The 15,903-nt window shown below is 67.8% G+C and carries 18 protein-coding genes and 1 pseudogene; 10 read left to right on the top strand and 9 right to left on the bottom strand.

Annotated elements, in window-relative coordinates:
- Positions 1-43: 43 nt before the first annotated feature.
- The 3 genes from ACU6XJ_RS23445 to ACU6XJ_RS23435 all read right to left on the bottom strand — a co-directional run bounded on the left by ACU6XJ_RS23445 (position 44) and on the right by ACU6XJ_RS23435 (position 3,872).
- Positions 44-1,246, bottom strand: a complete 1,203-nt coding sequence (locus ACU6XJ_RS23445) for an MAB_1171c family putative transporter (protein WP_476315685.1) — start codon at positions 1,244-1,246, stop codon at positions 44-46.
- A 217-nt stretch (positions 1,247-1,463) separates the two neighbouring features.
- Positions 1,464-2,843, bottom strand: coding sequence for a sulfatase family protein (locus ACU6XJ_RS23440; protein ID WP_476315684.1), 1,380 nt, complete (start codon positions 2,841-2,843; stop codon positions 1,464-1,466).
- A 153-nt stretch (positions 2,844-2,996) separates the two neighbouring features.
- Positions 2,997-3,872: a hypothetical protein gene (locus ACU6XJ_RS23435; RefSeq protein ID WP_476315681.1), complete on the bottom strand. Its 876-nt coding sequence runs from the start codon at positions 3,870-3,872 to the stop codon at positions 2,997-2,999.
- 84 nt (positions 3,873-3,956) lie between these two features.
- On the opposite strand from ACU6XJ_RS23435, the gene ACU6XJ_RS23430 reads away from it, so the two are divergent.
- The 3 genes from ACU6XJ_RS23430 to ACU6XJ_RS23420 all read left to right on the top strand — a co-directional run bounded on the left by ACU6XJ_RS23430 (position 3,957) and on the right by ACU6XJ_RS23420 (position 6,203).
- Positions 3,957-4,637, top strand: a complete 681-nt coding sequence (locus ACU6XJ_RS23430; RefSeq protein WP_476315679.1) for an SDR family NAD(P)-dependent oxidoreductase — start codon at positions 3,957-3,959, stop codon at positions 4,635-4,637.
- A complete protein-coding gene (locus ACU6XJ_RS23425; RefSeq protein WP_476315677.1) occupies positions 4,634-5,677 on the top strand; it encodes an S-adenosylmethionine:tRNA ribosyltransferase-isomerase in 1,044 nt (347 codons plus the stop codon). Before ACU6XJ_RS23430 ends, ACU6XJ_RS23425 begins: the two co-directional genes overlap by 4 nt.
- 154 nt (positions 5,678-5,831) lie before the next feature.
- Positions 5,832-6,203: a hypothetical protein gene (locus ACU6XJ_RS23420; protein WP_476315675.1), complete on the top strand. Its 372-nt coding sequence runs from the start codon at positions 5,832-5,834 to the stop codon at positions 6,201-6,203.
- On the opposite strand, the gene ACU6XJ_RS23415 is transcribed toward ACU6XJ_RS23420, so the two are convergent.
- Positions 6,189-6,671: a hypothetical protein gene (locus ACU6XJ_RS23415; RefSeq protein WP_476315673.1), complete on the bottom strand. Its 483-nt coding sequence runs from the start codon at positions 6,669-6,671 to the stop codon at positions 6,189-6,191. The genes ACU6XJ_RS23420 and ACU6XJ_RS23415 overlap by 15 nt on opposite strands.
- Positions 6,668-7,186, bottom strand: a complete 519-nt coding sequence (locus ACU6XJ_RS23410; protein WP_476315671.1) for a hypothetical protein — start codon at positions 7,184-7,186, stop codon at positions 6,668-6,670. The genes ACU6XJ_RS23415 and ACU6XJ_RS23410 overlap by 4 nt, the downstream gene beginning before the upstream one ends.
- 185 nt (positions 7,187-7,371) lie before the next feature.
- Between ACU6XJ_RS23410 and ACU6XJ_RS23405 the strand changes: the two genes are divergently transcribed.
- On the top strand, positions 7,372-7,626 hold the full coding sequence (locus tag ACU6XJ_RS23405; RefSeq protein WP_476318593.1) for an MlaD family protein: 255 nt from the start codon (positions 7,372-7,374) through the stop codon (positions 7,624-7,626).
- Positions 7,627-7,673: 47 nt separating this feature from the next.
- Here the strand turns inward: ACU6XJ_RS23405 and ACU6XJ_RS23400 are convergent.
- Positions 7,674-8,069 (bottom strand): annotated as a pseudogene (locus tag ACU6XJ_RS23400) (MlaE family ABC transporter permease); the annotation flags it as partial.
- The gene (locus ACU6XJ_RS23395; RefSeq protein ID WP_476315669.1) at positions 8,066-8,794 is read right to left on the bottom strand and encodes an MlaE family ABC transporter permease; all 729 of its coding nucleotides are present in this window, start codon (positions 8,792-8,794) and stop codon (positions 8,066-8,068) included. The gene ACU6XJ_RS23395 and the pseudogene ACU6XJ_RS23400, both read right to left, overlap by 4 nt.
- Before the next feature lie 140 nt (positions 8,795-8,934).
- On the opposite strand from ACU6XJ_RS23395, the gene ACU6XJ_RS23390 reads away from it, so the two are divergent.
- The 3 genes from ACU6XJ_RS23390 to ACU6XJ_RS23380 are packed head-to-tail and all read left to right on the top strand — an operon-like array spanning position 8,935 to position 11,532.
- On the top strand, positions 8,935-9,513 hold the full coding sequence (locus ACU6XJ_RS23390; protein WP_476315666.1) for a hypothetical protein: 579 nt from the start codon (positions 8,935-8,937) through the stop codon (positions 9,511-9,513).
- A gap of 20 nt (positions 9,514-9,533) precedes the next feature.
- Positions 9,534-11,156: a hypothetical protein gene (locus ACU6XJ_RS23385; RefSeq protein WP_476315664.1), complete on the top strand. Its 1,623-nt coding sequence runs from the start codon at positions 9,534-9,536 to the stop codon at positions 11,154-11,156.
- Between the two features lie 22 nt (positions 11,157-11,178).
- On the top strand, positions 11,179-11,532 hold the full coding sequence (locus ACU6XJ_RS23380) for a hypothetical protein (protein WP_476315661.1): 354 nt from the start codon (positions 11,179-11,181) through the stop codon (positions 11,530-11,532).
- Positions 11,533-11,775: 243 nt separating this feature from the next.
- Here the strand turns inward: ACU6XJ_RS23380 and ACU6XJ_RS23375 are convergent, their stop codons facing one another.
- Positions 11,776-12,174, bottom strand: a complete 399-nt coding sequence (locus ACU6XJ_RS23375; protein WP_476315658.1) for a hypothetical protein — start codon at positions 12,172-12,174, stop codon at positions 11,776-11,778.
- A gap of 113 nt (positions 12,175-12,287) precedes the next feature.
- The gene (locus ACU6XJ_RS23370) at positions 12,288-12,866 is read right to left on the bottom strand and encodes a TetR/AcrR family transcriptional regulator (protein ID WP_476315656.1); all 579 of its coding nucleotides are present in this window, start codon (positions 12,864-12,866) and stop codon (positions 12,288-12,290) included.
- Between the two features lie 113 nt (positions 12,867-12,979).
- Between ACU6XJ_RS23370 and ACU6XJ_RS23365 the strand changes: the two genes are divergently transcribed.
- From ACU6XJ_RS23365 to ACU6XJ_RS23355, 3 genes are read left to right on the top strand one after another with little or no spacing between them, the layout of a single operon-like run.
- A complete protein-coding gene (locus ACU6XJ_RS23365) occupies positions 12,980-14,941 on the top strand; it encodes a M6 family metalloprotease domain-containing protein (RefSeq protein ID WP_476318591.1) in 1,962 nt (653 codons plus the stop codon).
- On the top strand, positions 14,938-15,330 hold the full coding sequence (locus ACU6XJ_RS23360; RefSeq protein ID WP_476315654.1) for a hypothetical protein: 393 nt from the start codon (positions 14,938-14,940) through the stop codon (positions 15,328-15,330). The genes ACU6XJ_RS23365 and ACU6XJ_RS23360 overlap by 4 nt, the downstream gene beginning before the upstream one ends.
- Positions 15,327-15,863: a peroxiredoxin family protein gene (locus tag ACU6XJ_RS23355; RefSeq protein ID WP_476315652.1), complete on the top strand. Its 537-nt coding sequence runs from the start codon at positions 15,327-15,329 to the stop codon at positions 15,861-15,863. The genes ACU6XJ_RS23360 and ACU6XJ_RS23355 overlap by 4 nt, the downstream gene beginning before the upstream one ends.
- The last annotated feature ends 40 nt before the right edge of the window (positions 15,864-15,903 follow it).

The following is a 15,903-nucleotide window of genomic DNA, read 5'->3' as shown; positions in this document are numbered from 1 at the left end:
CCGTCCTCCAGTGTCTTGCGGAGAATTCAAGACACGGCGGACGCTACGCGCTACCCCCGACAATCCGCGCGCGGGAGGGCTCGGAGTCAGGCAACCGGGCGAACGCGTCCGCGACGAGGACAAGCCAGTCCTTCTCGGCGGTGAGGTCGGTGCCCTCCACCGCACTCGAGCGCTCGGTCTCGCCCACCACCGGGTTGCCTGCGGCCTTGGCCGCCAAGGCCGCGCGAAGCTGCCGCGCCTCCGCATCGGCAAGCGCACGCAGGTCGCCATCCTCGCTGGTGGACAGCGTGTCGGTCACCGATCCGTCGACGTAGGGGCGCAGGGCGAGTTGGCCGTCGCGGATCTCGATGATCCGCCGGTACAGCCGGTAGGCGACATCGGACCGCGGCACCAGGTCCGCCAGTGCCGAGCGCGGCGGGTCCAGCGCGATATCGGGAGTGGCCTGGTAGAGCGCGTTCCACAGCGGGTAGAGCCTGCGGTGTGCGCGGTAGTCCCCGACCCAGCGCGCGGCCGCGGACAGCCGAGGACCCCAGCCCGGGATCGTCCAGCCGATCAGTTCGAACAACACGCCGACATCGCCGAACAGCCACTGGATCGGGTCGTAGGGCTCCATGTTGGCGCCCATCTGCACCCCGATGACCTCGATGACGCGCATCAGCGAGTACACCAGGATCAGCAGGGCGCCGATGAAGACGTAGCGCATTCCGCGTCGCAGCCAGGCACGGTTGGCGATGCGGGAGTAGTGCAGTGACAGCCGCGCGGTCTCGATCTGGCCCGCGGCCACCACCGCGATGTAGACGAGCAGGTAGGCGACGAAGTACGGGTTGTGCATGTTGAGCAGTGAGGCCGTCTCCGATGTCGCCGTCTCGGTCGGCTTGATCAGGAAGAACTGCGTCACCAGCACCGCGAGCGCGGCGCCGAAGATCGCCATCCGCAGCAGGGCGCGGGGCCTGGCCTGCTCGGCGGGATAGGACCAGTAGACGAGCACGACCTGCTGAGCCGCGGTCAGCACCACCACCGCACCGTGGGAAATGATCATGGTGACGGACTCGTGGCCGAGGAACGTGTCGATGTGGTCGGAGATCTCGTCCAGTCCCACCACGAAGCTGAGCACGGAGCCGAAGAAGTAGGTGCACAGAGCGATCAGCGCGGGGTCGCCAGGGTTGCGGACCAGTGCGGGGAGCTTGTAGATCAACGCGAGCGCGCCGATCACAGTGCAGCCCCACTCCAGAATCAGGTAGATCATGCTCACCCCAGTCGAAAGCTCGTAATGAGTGTATAGAGCAGTCTCCGAGGGAGAGCCAGCCTGACAGGGCGGTTGATTTCGCCGGGTTTTGCGCTTTCCGTGATCAGCCGTGATCACACGGCATTTCGGTCAAGGACTTTCCTGAGCTGGAATTGTCGGAAAATCCTGTGCGCCGAGGGGTGGCCGACCGACGGCCACTCGACGCACCGCCTGTCGATCAGTTCGGATAGGGCAGCAACGTGGCGTCCACCGCCTGCCAGGCCGTGCGAAGCTCGGCGAGAAGCTCGGGTCGAGCGGCCGCGTGGCTGGCCTGTTCACGCGCGTCTTCTGCCAGGTCGAAGAGGAACTCGACACCGCGGGGGTTGCGGTGGTACTTCCATTGGCCGCGGCGCAGCGCACGTTCACCGCGGGTCCGCCAGAACAGGTCGTGTGGTTGCGGCTCACCGCGCAGCAGGTACCCGACCAGGCTGCGCCCGTCCAACGGATAGGCGCCGTTGGGTTTGGCGCCTGCCAGTTCCAGCAGGGTGGCCGTCCAGTCCGGCGTGATCAAGGGATGGTCGCTGACCTGGTGCGGTCGGATCGCGGCGGGCCAGCGCAGGATCGTCGGCACCCGGATGCCTCCCTCGAGTAGCCCGAACTTCTCGCCGGACAGCGGCCAGTTCTGGGAGAACCGCTCGCCGCCGTTGTCGGAGGCGAAGACGACCAGCGTGTCGCGTTCCCGACCGGAGTCGCGGACCGCGTCGAGCACCGAGCCAACGGCGGCATCGAGGTCCTCCACCATGCGTCGGTAGACCTCCAGCGAACCGCCGTCCCGGTGCTGCAGGACATTGCGCTCCCCAGCGCGGATGCGTGCGCTGAGCCGATCGCCGACGGCCTTGTCCTCGCGGGTCACCCACGGCCAGTGCGGGGTGGTGTAGTTGAGGTTGAGCAGCCACGGGCGGCGGGCGTGGCCGCGGATGTACTCCGCGGCGCGCTCGGTGATGATGTCGGTGTAGTAGCGCAGGTCCTGGTGCTCGACCTCCTGCTCGTACAGGTCGTGTTCACCGGTGAGGCCCAGTTTGGAGAAGTACTCCAGGCCGCCGCCGAAGTTGCCGAAGAAGGTGTCCCAGCCGGATTTCGTCGGGCTGAACCAGGGCAGGTATCCGCAGTGCCACTTGCCGATCAGCGCGGTGTCGTAGCCGACCTCGCGCAGCAGCGAGGCCAGGGTCGGGAAGCCGGGTGGGATGCCGTCGAGTTCGCTGGGCTGCGGGATGGGCTCGGCGAGCCCGCCGTGCAGTCGGCCCGGGTAGCGGCCGGTGTAGAGGCTGAATCGGGTGGGCGAGCAGGTGGATGAGCCTGCGTAGGCGTCGGTGAACCGCACGCCCTGCCGGGCCAGCCGGTCCAGGTTGGGGGTGGCGATGTGGGTCGAGCCGTAGCTGGACAGGTCGGCCCAGCCGAGGTCATCGCCGAGGATGAACAGGATGTTGGGCTTGGGTGCCTGCCTGGCTTCCGGATCGGCTCGAAAGGGCTGTTCGTCTGCGGTGGCCGTGCTGGTCGCGGCGGCTGCGAGGCCTGCTGCGGCCAGTGCGCCGAGGCCGCGGCGGGTGAGGTTGGGCATGGGTGGGCTCCGTTCAGCAGCGGGTGGGGGCCGGGCTACTGATCAGCGACAGAGCATGCCTGCGACGCGGCCGAAATCGAGATGCCTGCGTTGGATGAGTGCGACTGCGGTGACGCGTCCGGTCTGGACCACACTGTGATCCTCACGATTTGATCAAGATCCGTCAACGCGGGCCAGCTCACCCGCGTCCGCGTTGCGGACCTGAAGTCCGCGAAGCTCCGCGACGGGCACCGACCGCTGCGCGGCGGTGGCCTCCACCAGTGCCTGGCCGTGCCTGACCAGCAGGACGTGATCGACGCCGTCGCTGTCGGCCAGCAGCCAGCGGTCCGGCGTGAGTTGCACGCAGGTCTGCTCCAGCAGCACATTCGGCACATCCGAGCAGCCGCCGGGGAGCCTGGCGGGGCGGGTGACGGACACGCCGATGCTCGGCCTGCCGAAGGGCGGTCGGTCGGCACCGGCGGTCAGCTGCAATCGCAGCCGGGGCACCTCGTCGGGCATCGCCGTGGCGCTGGTCGGCCGGAAGCCGGGTAGCTCGGCGATCACCAGCGGCACGCCCAGCCGTTCGAACTCGGCGGCCCGCTGGGCGCGGTAGCGGTGGGTGCCCACCACGTCGGGCAGCACCAGGCCCGCGACGAGCACCGGCAGGCAGAGCAGCCAGGCGGTGTGCGGCGTGCGGTCCCGCAGCAGCAGTGCCACCGCGGCATAGCCCGCGGCCATCATGACCGTTCCTGTGACCCAGTCCGGGCCGGTCGGCGACAGGCTCAGCAGCCGGACCCCGCCGACGTAGCCCAGCAGCGGCCCGAGCAGGGCGAACAGCAATACCTGCCGCTCACCCAGCACACTCCCGAGTATCGCGCCGGTGAGCAGTACCGCGGGCGGAATGGCCACCCAGACCAGCAAGGCCACCCCCAGGCAGCCGAAGCCTTCGGCGTCGCAGCCGTCCACCGCCGACCAGAACGCGGCGGCGACGAGCACCGAGGCCGCTCCGACGACGATCCCGCGGTAACAGGCCTGCAGGTTCTCCCCCATGACAGGACACAGTAGACCAGCTCTTGACTTCAACTTTGGTTGAGGTTTCACGATGGCGTCAGGTATCCGATCAAAGGAGAGAACATGCCTGTCGCATTGATCACCGGCGGTTCGACCGGCTTCGGGTTGGCATTGGCCGAGGCGCTGCGCGAACGGGGCTGGACCCTCGTGCTGGACGCCCGCGGTGCGGACCGCCTGCACGAGGCCGCGTCCCGGCTGGGAGCCGTGGCGGTCGCGGGCGACGTGACCGACGCCGCCCACCGCCAGGCCCTGATCTCCGCCGTCGAGGCAGGCGGCGGCCTGGACCTGTTGGTGAACAACGCCAGTCGGCTGGGGCCCAGCCCGCAGCCGGATCTGGCGGACTACCCGCCGGATGAACTCCTGCGGGTCTACGAGACCAACGTCTTCGCGCCGCTCGCCCTGGTTCAGCTCGCGCTTCCCCTGCTGCGCGCCTCGCGCGGCACCGTGGTCAACATCAGTTCCGATGCCGCCGTGGAGGCCTACGTCGGCTGGGGTGGCTACGGCTCGGCGAAGGCCGCTCTGGACCAGGTCAGCGCCGTGTTGGCGGTCGAGCACGAGGACTTGGCGGTCTACGCCTTCGACCCCGGCGACATGCGCACCGAGATGCACCAGGCGGCCTTCCCCGGTCAGAACATCTCCGACCGGCCGCTGCCGTCCACGGTGGTCCCGGCGCTGCTCCGCCTGCTGGACGAGCGGCCCGCCAGCGGCCGGTACCAGGCGAGCGAATTGGCGGTGGCGGCATGACGGTCACCACCGGGGTGCGGTTCTCGCTGCCCGACGAGCAGACCGCCCACGAGCCGCCGGAGTGGCGAGGCCTGGCCCGCGACGAGGTCCGGCTGATGGTCGCCTCGGGCCGGTCGGTCACGCACACCCGCTTCCGCGCTCTCGACCAGGTCCTGCGCGCGGGCGACCTGCTGGTGGTCAACACCTCGGCCACGGTGGCGGGCGAGGTCGATGGTCACTACTCCGACGGCCGGGCCGACTCCAGAGACGTGGTAGTGCACTTCGCCACCGCGCTGGACGACGGCTCGTGGGTCGTCGAGCTACGCAGCGCCCCAGGTGGCGCGAGCCCCTTCCCGGACGGTGTGCCCGGTGGTCGGGTGTCGTTGGCGCCCGGCGGAGCGTTGCGTCTGGTGTCCCGCTACGGCGGTGGCCGCAGGCTGTGGCGGGCTCGGCCCGGGGTGGGGGATGTGCGGGACTACCTCTCCCGGTACGGGCGACCGATCACCTATGGCTATGTGCGGGAACGGTTTCCGCTGACGGCGTACCAGACGGTGTTCGCCACCGAGCCGGGCAGCGCGGAGATGCCCAGCGCGGGGCGGCCGTTCACCGCGGAGCTGGTCACCCGTCTCGTCGCGCGCGGCGTGCGGGTCGCACCGCTGGTGCTCCACTGCGGGTTGTCCTCACTGGACTCCGGCGAGACGCCGATGCCCGAGTGGTACTCGGTGCCCGCGGGCACGGCGGACCTGGTCAACTGGACCCGCCGCCGCGGTGGCCGGGTGGTGGCGGTCGGCACCACGGTCGCCAGGGCGTTGGAGTCGGCGGTGGACGCGGGGTCCGTGGTGGCTTCCTCGGGGTGGACCGATCTCGTGCTGTCGCCCGCCCGGCCCGCGGTCGTGCTGGACGGGTTGGTGTCGGGGCTGCACGCGCCCGACGCTTCCCACCTGCTGCTGCTGGAGGCGGTCGTGGGCCGTGAGGTTGTTCAGCAGGCCTACGACGCCGCACTGTCGCATGGCTACCTCTGGCATGAGTTCGGCGACGTTTCCCTGCTGTTTCGCTCCTGATCAGCAGAAGGAATGTCGCACCCAATTGTGGCGGGGCCCGGCCCGGGAAAGAAGAAAATCGGAAACAGAACCGCCGCGCCCCGCACAAATGATTTTCGGCTCAATCGCGGTAGTCGAGGTCGCTCCACATATTGCTGCCCGAGGACCCGCCGCCGTGGCCGTCGAGGCCGCTGCCCGAGCTGCCACCACCTCCGCCACCGCCGCCGCCAACTGCGGCAAGCAGGAGACCGACAACTATCAGAACCACCCACCACCCCGAAGAGATCCCTTCCGAGGCCTGCAGCAGAAGATGACTGTCCACTGTTTCCCCTCCGACCCTGCCTGCTGGATTTCCGACCTGATTCCAGATTCCGCCGCCCGCCTTCCGCCCGGCAACTTCCGCGCCGGAATTAACCGATTCGGCGCATTCGGAAAAAATCTTTCCGCCGGGAAAGGATTTACTCGCGAGCAGCGTTCACCTATTTGGAAGCACGTCGTCGGAACCGGTGTTCATCGACAGCAGGCGGTGGCCTCAAAGGGGGGTTAGCTGGGAGACAAGCCAGGACCCGTCGCTGCGTTCCATGGTGACCCTGACCCTGGCGCCCTCCACGCGTGGCGTCTGCTGGGACTTGCTCTGGGTCAACTGGTTGACGAAAACGAGCAACACCACGCGGTCGGGCTCGGCGCTGACGACCGAGGACGCCGATACGGTCGTCTTCGTGACCAGCTCCTTCTCCCTGGCGACCTGGGAAACCATGCTGCTGAGGGTGGCGAACTCACCGTGGAAGCTTCCGGTGGTGCCCGAGTGGGCGACGGAGAGGTCGTCCTCCAGGGTGCGGTAGTCGTAGGTGAGCAGTTCCGGCACCCGTTTCTGGGCGGCTTCCGTCGCCGCCTCGCGCGCCGCCGCGACCTCCTCGTCCCATTGGAACTGGTGATACAGCACCCCCACTGCGATACCCGCCGCCAGCATGACCGCGGCGAGCAGCACCGTGGTCACCTTGCGCCGCTCGTTCACGGCACGAACTGCAGATCCGAAACCAGCCACCGATTCCCCTCCCTCTTCAGTTGCAACCTCATCCGGTACTGCCGCTGCTCCCCCGCGGGCGCCGCGCTGTTGCGCACGGTCGCGGTCACGGCGGCCAGCACTTCGGCGTCGTCCTCGGAGATGTCCGCGATCCCCGCCTCCCGCACTTCGCCCTGCGAGGTGACCTGGGCCTGCTGCAGTACTTTCTGGAACAGCTCCGCCTGGCCTGCGAACTGGTCGGCGAAGGCGCCGGTGGCACTGGCCATCAGCCGGTCCACATCGGACTTCGCGCTGTCCTTGCTCACGGTGGTGAGGTTGACCAGCACCTGACGGCTGGCCTGGAGCACCTCCTGGCGCCGCGCCTGGTCCGCGTCGGCGGCGTGCACTCGAACGTAGAGCAGCGAGGCGATCACGATGAGGGCCAACACCATCGCGGTCAGGGCGCCGAGGAGCACGAGGCCGAGGCGTCTTCTCGGCGCGGCTACTTCAACAACAGGCTCTGCCAACTTCTCTCCTGGGCTCGGGTGTGGCATTCCGCCGGGGTGGCGGCCCGCGCGCCAGACGCATCGAGGCACGGCGTGTTCCTCGCGCCGCGTACGGCGCGCTGCTCCACCATCCTCGCCGCGGGCGGCACCACCCAGCAGTGCCGCGAGACGCCGCTGCTGCCCGAACTCCTCGCCAGGGAGCCGAAATGAGGCGTTGGCTCGCCTTCACCGCGGTGCTGGCGCTGCTCGCCGCCAGCGCGATGGCGCTATGGCAGCCCGAACCCCGCATCAGGGTCACCGCGCACTTCGAGCGTGCGGTGAACCTGCACCCCGGCGACGAGGTACGGGTGCTGGGCGTGCCCATCGGCAGAATCGACGGAGTCACCACCTCCCGGACCGGGGTGCAGGTGCGCTCAGCTATTCCGCGCACCTGCGGGTGCCCGCGCAGGCCGCCGCGGTGATCGTGACGCCCAACCTGGTCAGCGGCCGCTTCGTGCAGCTCACCCCCGCCTACACAGGCGGCGGCGTCGATCTCGCCGCCCGCCCGCATCGCGCCGAGTTGTGCCGTGAACCCGGCGCCGACGGTCGCAGTGAGCGCCACCCCGGCGATCAGCGGCGCGACCACGCGGGTGTTGCCGTAGGAGGACATGAACCCGGTGAGCGCCTCGAGGCCGAGGTTGGACAGCGCGCTGTGGCCTTGCAGCCCCATCTCCACACCGACCGCGGTTGTCATGAACGCCATCACGGTCACGGTTCCGCCGATGACGGCCAGGCCACCGGTGCCGAGGCTCACCCCGGCCAGCAGCCGCAGCACCTCACGCCAGTAGCGGCGGAGCGCGTGGCCGGTGTGGCCGTAGGCGTTTCCGTAGAAGGCAAGCTGGCGGCCCAGCGATTCCAGGCTCATGACAGCACCGGCAGAAATACGACGGTGATCAGGGCGTTGACGCCGAACAGCAGCATGAAGGCGAACACCACGGTCTGGTTGACCGCATCGCCCACCCCCGCCGGACCACCCTTGGCCCGCAGACCGAGGTGACAGGCCACGAGCCCGGCGAGCAGCCCGAACACCAGTGCTTTGAATTCGCTGACCAGGAAGTCGTCCAGGTCGGCGAGCAGCGTGAGGTTCGCCAGGAACAGCCCCGCGCTGACGTCCTGCACATAGACGGAGAAGAGGTAGCCGCCGAGCACCCCCACCACCGTCACCATGCCGTTGAGGGCCAACGCGACCAGGCCCGAGGCCAGTACCCTGGGCACGACCAACCGCTGCACGGGGTGCAGGCCCATCGTCATCAACGCGTCGATCTCCTCGCGCAGCTTCCGGGAGCCGAGGTCGGCGCAGATCGCGGTGGCACCCGCGCCCGCGACGACCAGCGCGCTGACCATTGGTCCGATCTCCCGCACCACGGCGAGACCGGCACCCGCCCCCGCCAGGTCGGCGGCGCCGAGTTCGATCAGCAGCTGGTTGAGCTGGAAGATCACGATCACGCACATCGGGATGGCCAGCATCACGGTGGGGCCCAGGGAAACGATGGCGATGAACCAGGCTTGCTCCGCGAACTCCCGGATCTGGAAGGGGCGGCGCAGGGCAAGCCTGGCCGTGTCGCGGGTCAGTGCACAGAAGCCCAGCACTCGGCCGATTCTTCGGGCAGGCGAGAGACGCTTTCCAGCATGCGACGCCCATCGGGTGATCTTCTCCCCACCATTCGGTGAGGTAACGATCCGCTGTCGATCACTCACGGGTGGTTCGGTTAAGCGCTAGCCTGCGCGCCGTGGGGATTTCCAGAAGGGGACGGTCTTTCGGACCGGAGGTCTGGACGGTATTCGGGTTTGTCGTCATTGTCGGAAACCCGTATATCGGCGGGTACTTCGATCCGCGGGACGCCGACGGTCTGCTGTCGTATCTGCTGGTCAACCTGTTGAGCTTCCCGCGCTGGGGCAACGCGCTCAACGCCGACAGTGCGGCGGAGGCGGGGCAGGCGCTGAGCTTCGACCTGCGGGCGGTGCTGCTGGTGCTGATCACCGGCTTCCTGCTGACCAGGTTGCGGCGCGGTCTGCCCGCCGAGTTCAACCCGCTGTTGGTGTTCACCGCGACGCTGGGTGCCACCGTGCTCGGCGCGGCGAGTGCCGCGCTGCTGTCGGCGGGGTTGGCCATGCAGATCAGTGACTGGGGTCGGGCCTCCGACCATTACTACCTGGACTCACTGGGCTACGGAACGACGTTCGGGCTGCTGTTCGGGATCATCCTCGGCTTCGTCGCGGTGAACTCGCGGCGGCTGAGACAGCAGGTCGCGCCGCCGACGTTGTTCGGCGGGGCACCGGAGAAACCGACGGGCAAGGTCAACCTGTGACTGGTTTGGGGGAAGCAAGGGTGTCGGAGCGTCCGGAGACCTACAGCGAGGCGACGCGGTACCTCTGCGTCGGCGCACGGGCCGATCATGTGTTCGCGGAGCGAGTGGTGCGTGAGCTTCTCGGTCCCAATCTGCGCGCGGTCGCACCGTCGGTGGGCATCGACGTCGACCCGATCATCCGGCACAGCCTCGCCGGTCAGCGCCAGCGCTTCGTGCGCGACCTGATCCTGCTCGGCCTCGGCCTGTTGAGCCTGGTGCTGGCTCCATTGTGGACGCTGATCGCGGTGGCGCTGCTGCTGCCCGGTATCGGCGCCGCGGGCAACTCCGCGATCCGCACCGGCAAGCTCGCCCGGCTGCTGGTGATTCCGTCCGTGGTCATCGTTTACATGTACCTGACAGTGTCCATGGACGAGGTGCTGTTCCCCGCCGACGAGGACGAGGGGCTGCCCTCCTGGATGGGCGGCACCCCGCTGATCCCGCTGTTCGCGGCGTTGATCGCCTACGGGCTGCTGATCTGGGAGCGGGTGAAGCTGCGCGAGGTGCTCACCACCGAACTGCGGCGCGGCACCTTCGCCACCCGCAGTGCGCCCGATCTGGTGCCGGACGACGCCCGCTTCAAGGTCAGGCTGGCCGAGGTGAGCGCGGCGCAGTGGGGCAACACCACGGTCTACGCGGGCTACACGCCGTTCATCGGCCACGGCCACGAGGAGACCGGCTGGTCGTTCGCGCTGCCGACGACGCCCAAGGGCGACGAGTCCGGTGAGACGGTGCCGATCGACACGGAGGCGCTCATCGCCCTGGTCCGCGAGCGGCTCGCCGCGGTCGGGGAGAACCGGACGCTGGGTGACGAGGACCGCCTCGACGGGCTCATGCTGGAGGACCGGCTCTTCATCCAGGGCGAGCTGCTGGCCGACGACCCGCTGCTGCTGCCGGATCGCGGCGAGGCTCCTCGGGTGGCGGTGCCACCCGAGGAGATCACCAGGGTGATGGGCGCACCGCGCGGCGCCAAGCGCCACTACCTGTGTGCCACCGTGCCGTCTTGGGGCAGCGAGGTGGTCGCCACGGTGCTCCTGCACTTCTCCACTGACGGCCGCATGCTCTACCTGGAGTGCACGCAGACCGTGTTGGGGCCGCTGTGGAACAGCTACCACCAGGTGGACCGGCTGACCGAGGAGATCACCCCCGACCAGGCGCTCTGGCTGGCGGCGCGCAGCGCGCAGGGCATCACCGGCACGGTGTTCGGCGCGACCGGCCGCATTCTGTCCAGTTGGTGGTGGCGACTCCGCTGGGAGGAGCGGATGATGCGCACCATCACCCGGGCGCATGAGGACCTGGGGTTCAACTACGGCGCCGCGGTCAGCGTCCGGCAGCTTGGCATCGACACCCACTACCACAACTACTTCCAGGTCACCGACGCACGGAAGCACCTCAAGATCATCGAACGGCACACCCTGGGGGCGATCTTCGACTTCCTGGAAGCCAACGGTGTGGACACGACCGAATTCCGGAACCGGCAGATGATGATTCTGAACCAGGGCATCATTCAGACTGGTGGCGTGAGCGTGGTGGGCAACCAGGCGGTCGGCAAGCAGGCCGCCATCAACCAGCAGCAGCAACAGGCCGCCACGGCTCAACCGAAGTGACGAGCAGCGAGGTGAGGTCGCCATGCCGGACAACGTGAACTACGGCTCTCAGCAGTTCGGCGGCCACAGCCACGTCGGCAACCAGGCCATCGGCCAGGGCGCCTCGATCAACATCGGCTTCAACCAGCAGCTCGGTCCGCAGACCGCCGAGCTGCTGGCGCGGCTGGAGCGCCAGCTGGACGAGTACCACGCCGACCTCCCCGCAGGCACGGGCGTAGCGGCGGAGATGTTGAGCGAGGAACTACACAGCGACCAGCCCGATCCGGGTGTGGTCCGCAAGACGCTGGCCAAGCTCACGGAGCTGGTCAAGCCTGTCGGACCACTGGCCACCACGGTCGCCGAGATAACCACCGCCGTCCGAGACATCGCAGGCTGATCTCAACACAACTATAGATATGTGATTTTGATTCTTACTACCATAAGCTGCTGCTCCGAATGGCGAATGGTATACTCGACCCGATATCCGGGACCGCCGAAATCTCGTCGGCGGTGATCTCCGCCAGGGAAATTTGAAGCAAGAGAAGCGTATCGCTCCACGTCCGCCTCAATCGATTTACGGATATCATCCGGGGCGGAATTCAGAACCGCCTGAGCCTCGGGCGAATAGTCGACATCATATCTACTCATCTTCTGGCACCCAAATCAACTCTCGGCCATCCAGGAAATGCCTTCTGTCGGGATCGTGCGGCATACGCGCCATCTGCTTCACCTCTTCATCACTCGGGGCGGGCACAACTCGCCCACTCGGCAGTTCATCTGCTCGACCTTCGTCAATCAGTTTGATATTTTTCTGATATTCCTCCTCGTAAAGTCCCGTAGCAAAAGCAATCCAATCCGTCAGGACGTAACTCAGGTCCCGCAGCTCCGCCGTGTTAATCGCTTGATCGAAGAACGGGATGACCTTTTCCGGAAGGAGCTTGCGAATGTCTTCGATGGTCTTCGGTCGACCATGCAGCAAGAGGTCAGGACGGGCGGCAGGCAGTTCATGATCGTCCGCACGCTCGCTGATTCCGAACACGCACGGCACGGGAAGAGGGTTCCTGTCTGCAAACACATATGGCACGATCCCGAAGGATGGCACGGGTCGCGGAGATGCCGCCACAAGCTGGCGCCTCGTTCACCCGACGGAGATCAGAGGCCAGCCAGGGTGCCCTCGACGACATCCATCAGTGCGGTGCGATCCGAGGTGACCTTGGAAAGAATGCGCAGGCCGTAGTAGGCGCTCTGGAAGAAGCGGGCCGCTTGGACCGGCGAGCGGTCGGTGCACAGCTCACCCGTGCTCTGGCCGACAGCCATGACATGGCTTAGCGCCTGCTCCAGGCGCGAGAACTGGGTGTGGGTCAGCTTGCCGACCTCTTCGGAGCGGCCGCCCGCCTCCACCGCTGCGTTGATGGCGAGGCAGCCCTTGCGGTCGGGGTCCCCGAGGTCGGCGTCGATCACCCGGACCATCAGCGCCCGCAGCCGATCCTTGACCGGACCAGGGCGCTCCAGAACGGCGAGTTGCTCGTCTCCGCCGACAGCGTCGTAGCGGCGCAGGGACTCCTCGTAGAGGCGCTGCTTGCTGCCGAAGGCGTTGTATAGGCTGCCGCGGCCGAGGCCGGTGCCGTCGCAGAGGTCCTGGGTGGAGGTGCCCTCGTATCCCTTCGCCCAGAACAACTCCATCGCCGCGGTCACCGCGGCGGTGTCGTCGAACTCCCTGGGACGTGGCATTGCCTTAGCCTAAACCGTTGTGGATCGAATGGTAAAGAACGACAGCCTTGCGGCCATTTGGCAGTGTGGTAACGGCTGCGCCACTTCCTAGTCTCAGACCTGTGAACCCTGCCATGACCTGGCGGCTGGCCAGGGCGGGAGCGATCCTGCTCGCCGCCGTGCTGCCGCTCACCCTCGGTGGCGGCCTCAGTGCCGCCGCGCAGAACCAAGCGACCGTCCGCCCATCCGACACCAAGCCGATCGACCCGCCGCGGTGGGAGAACCCCGGGGACATGACCTGGGACGACTACCGCAAGGTGCCGGGCACGAACTGGGCGGATCCCTCCCTCAAGCCCACCAAGCGCAAGTTCCGCGGCGCGCTGGTGCTCGCCGACTATCCTGACCAGCCCTTCGCCGTCACCCAGCCGCCGAAGTCGACCGTGTTCGGCAACCCACAGGCCCTGGCCAGCAACATCCCCAGGGACAAGGTCGCCCCCTTCTACCAGGACTTCCTGAACAAGCCCGGCGAGCTCAACCACGGGCACACCATCAACGAGTACTGGATGGAGGACTCCGCTGGCCGCTACGGCGTTGACCTGCAGGCCTTCGGCCCGTACAAGATGCCGGGCAAGTCCTTCGAGTACGCGATGGAGATGCAGGGCGGCACCGGCTGCCCGTCGGGTTCCAACTGCAACCGCGACCTGCGCACCGACGGCGGCGCCGCCTGGCGGGCCGATGTGGGCAGCGAGGTGCCCAAGGGCTTCGACTTCATCTTCTATCTGAGCGCGGGCCAGGACGAGTCTTCCACCTGGCAGGAGTTCGGCGAGATGTTGTTCCAGCGCAAGGAGGACATCCCCGACTCCTTCGGCCCGCCGGACCCGAAGCTGCCGAACTGGGCGAAGACCCGCTATGTGGAGTGGACATCCTGGAAGGCCGCGGCCACCATCTGGCCCAACGCGGGCGGCGGGTCGTCCACCCAGGCCGAAAGCTCGGGCATGAGCGTCTTCGCCCACGAGTTCAGCCACATCCTGGGCATCGGCGACAACTACAACAACCCGTTCGGCAAACCGCCGGTCCGGGCGTTCTCCGGGCCGTGGGACATGATGAGCCGCGGCACCTTCAACGGTCCCGGCGGCACCCACACCCGCTGGCTGATCCCGCCGACGGCGGGCGCGTCCATGGGCGCCCAGCACATGCTGCGCAACAAGCAGCAGTTGGGCATCGTGGACGAGGCCAAGATCCTCAAGCTGGACCGCACCGGTCTGGCGCGCTCCGGGGTCGCGGTGACCACGGTGACCGCGCGCTCGGTCGTCGGTCCGGTCGCGGGCGTCACGGTCGCCATGAACGGCGGCGACCTCGCCCCGTCGTGCAGCCAGCAGACCGATCCGCTGTGCGATGGCCGCGGCTACCACAAGTATTCGGTCGAGGTCGTGGACCGGATGGGCACCGATTCCTTCACCCCGGACAGCGGTGTGCTGCTGGCCAAGACGAAGGACTCGGACCGGTCGGCGCCGTTCGCGTGGGTCATCGACGCGAACCCGCAGGACATCAACCTGGTCGACTACTACCGTCCGGACGGCACGCCGGTGAAGGTCACCGTCGGCGACCCGCGGCAACTCGCCGACGGGCTGTTCAAGGCGGGCACGGGTTCGGGCAGCCAGTACGAGTACCTGGACAAGCCGAACAAGCTGCACTTCTACGTGGTGGACATCCAGCGCGACGCCCGCGGCGTGCTGTCCTACACGGTGGCGGTGCGCTCCACCGAGGGCAGCGGAACGCAGGCCCGCGGCGTCGGGCTGTCCGATGTGAACGGTCAGCCTGGTGATGGGCTGTCGCGCTGTGTGTTCCCGCTGGCCAACACCGGGGCCGCGGGCGGTGCGGAGCACCTGCGGTCGGATGTGTACCGCCTGTCGGCCACCGCGTCCGACGGGATCAAGGTGCACCTGCCGAACCTGCTGGCCACCGCCAAGGCCGGGGAGAAGAAGGACGTGACGGTCTACGGCGTCGGCAAGGGCAGCGGAACCGTCACGCTCACCGCGGTGTCGGAGAGCGACCCCACCAAGAAGGCCACCGCCAAGTGCACGGTGACCAGGTGAGAGCAGTGTTGTTGCTGGTGCTGCTGCTCGGCGCTGGATGCGCCGGGCAGCAGCCCGAACTGGACGTGAAGCTGCTGCTCCGCGATGGGGAACTGCGCGAGGTCGGCGCGGAGTGCGCGGGGGCGAAAGCGTTCGCGGCGGTGCACAAGCGGGCGGACTTCCACATCGAGGACGCGGGCGGAACGCGACTTGGCGCGGGTGAGCTACCCGCGGGCCGGGCGGTGCAGGCACTGGACGAGAAGCTGAATGTGCCGCGGGTGCCGACGTTTTGCGAGCTGAGCTTCCGGCAGGCCATCGATGAGGCACAGGAGTACAAGCTGGTGTTGGACGACGGCACGAAGGTTCCGCTGCGCCGCGAGGGCGCTGCCTTGATCGGAGTGCTGCCGTGAGGAAGGCGCTGATCCTGCTGTCCGCCCTGCTGCTCATGGCGGGCTGCGCACAATCCCGCGGCGGTTCCGACCGGCTGCCTGGCCCGGTCCCCGCAGGCGTGAGCTACGCGGCCGCCCAACCCGGACCCGAGGCCCCGGACTTCACCCTCACAGTCTTGGACGGTTCCGACGTCCGGGTCTCTGAGTTGTGGAAGGACCGGCCGGTGGTGCTGGTGTTCTTCAGCTCATGGTGCGGTCAGTGCACCGAGATGCAGCCCACGCTGACGAAGCTGGCCGAGGACTACCGGGACCGGGTGGTGTTTCTCGGCATCGCGGGTCGGGACAACGACACCGAGTTGAGGGAGTTCCTCGACGAGCACTCCGTGCCCTATCCGGTCGGCCACGATGACGAGGAAGGCACCATCGCCCGCAAGTACGCCGCGGCCGAGCCGCCGCTGATCGCGTTGGTGGGCAAGGGCGGTGTGCTGATTCGCGGCTGGCACGAGGCGGACCACGTGGCAGGCGAGCTGTCGAAGATCGTCCAGAAGAGCTGAGCTACGGAAAGCCCTGTCCACCCGATCAGGCCTATACGCA

The sequence above is a fragment of the Actinorectispora metalli genome, assembly GCF_056323685.1.
The sequence above is the reverse complement of the archived record's forward strand: the minus strand, read 5'-3'. Positions and strand labels throughout refer to the sequence as shown.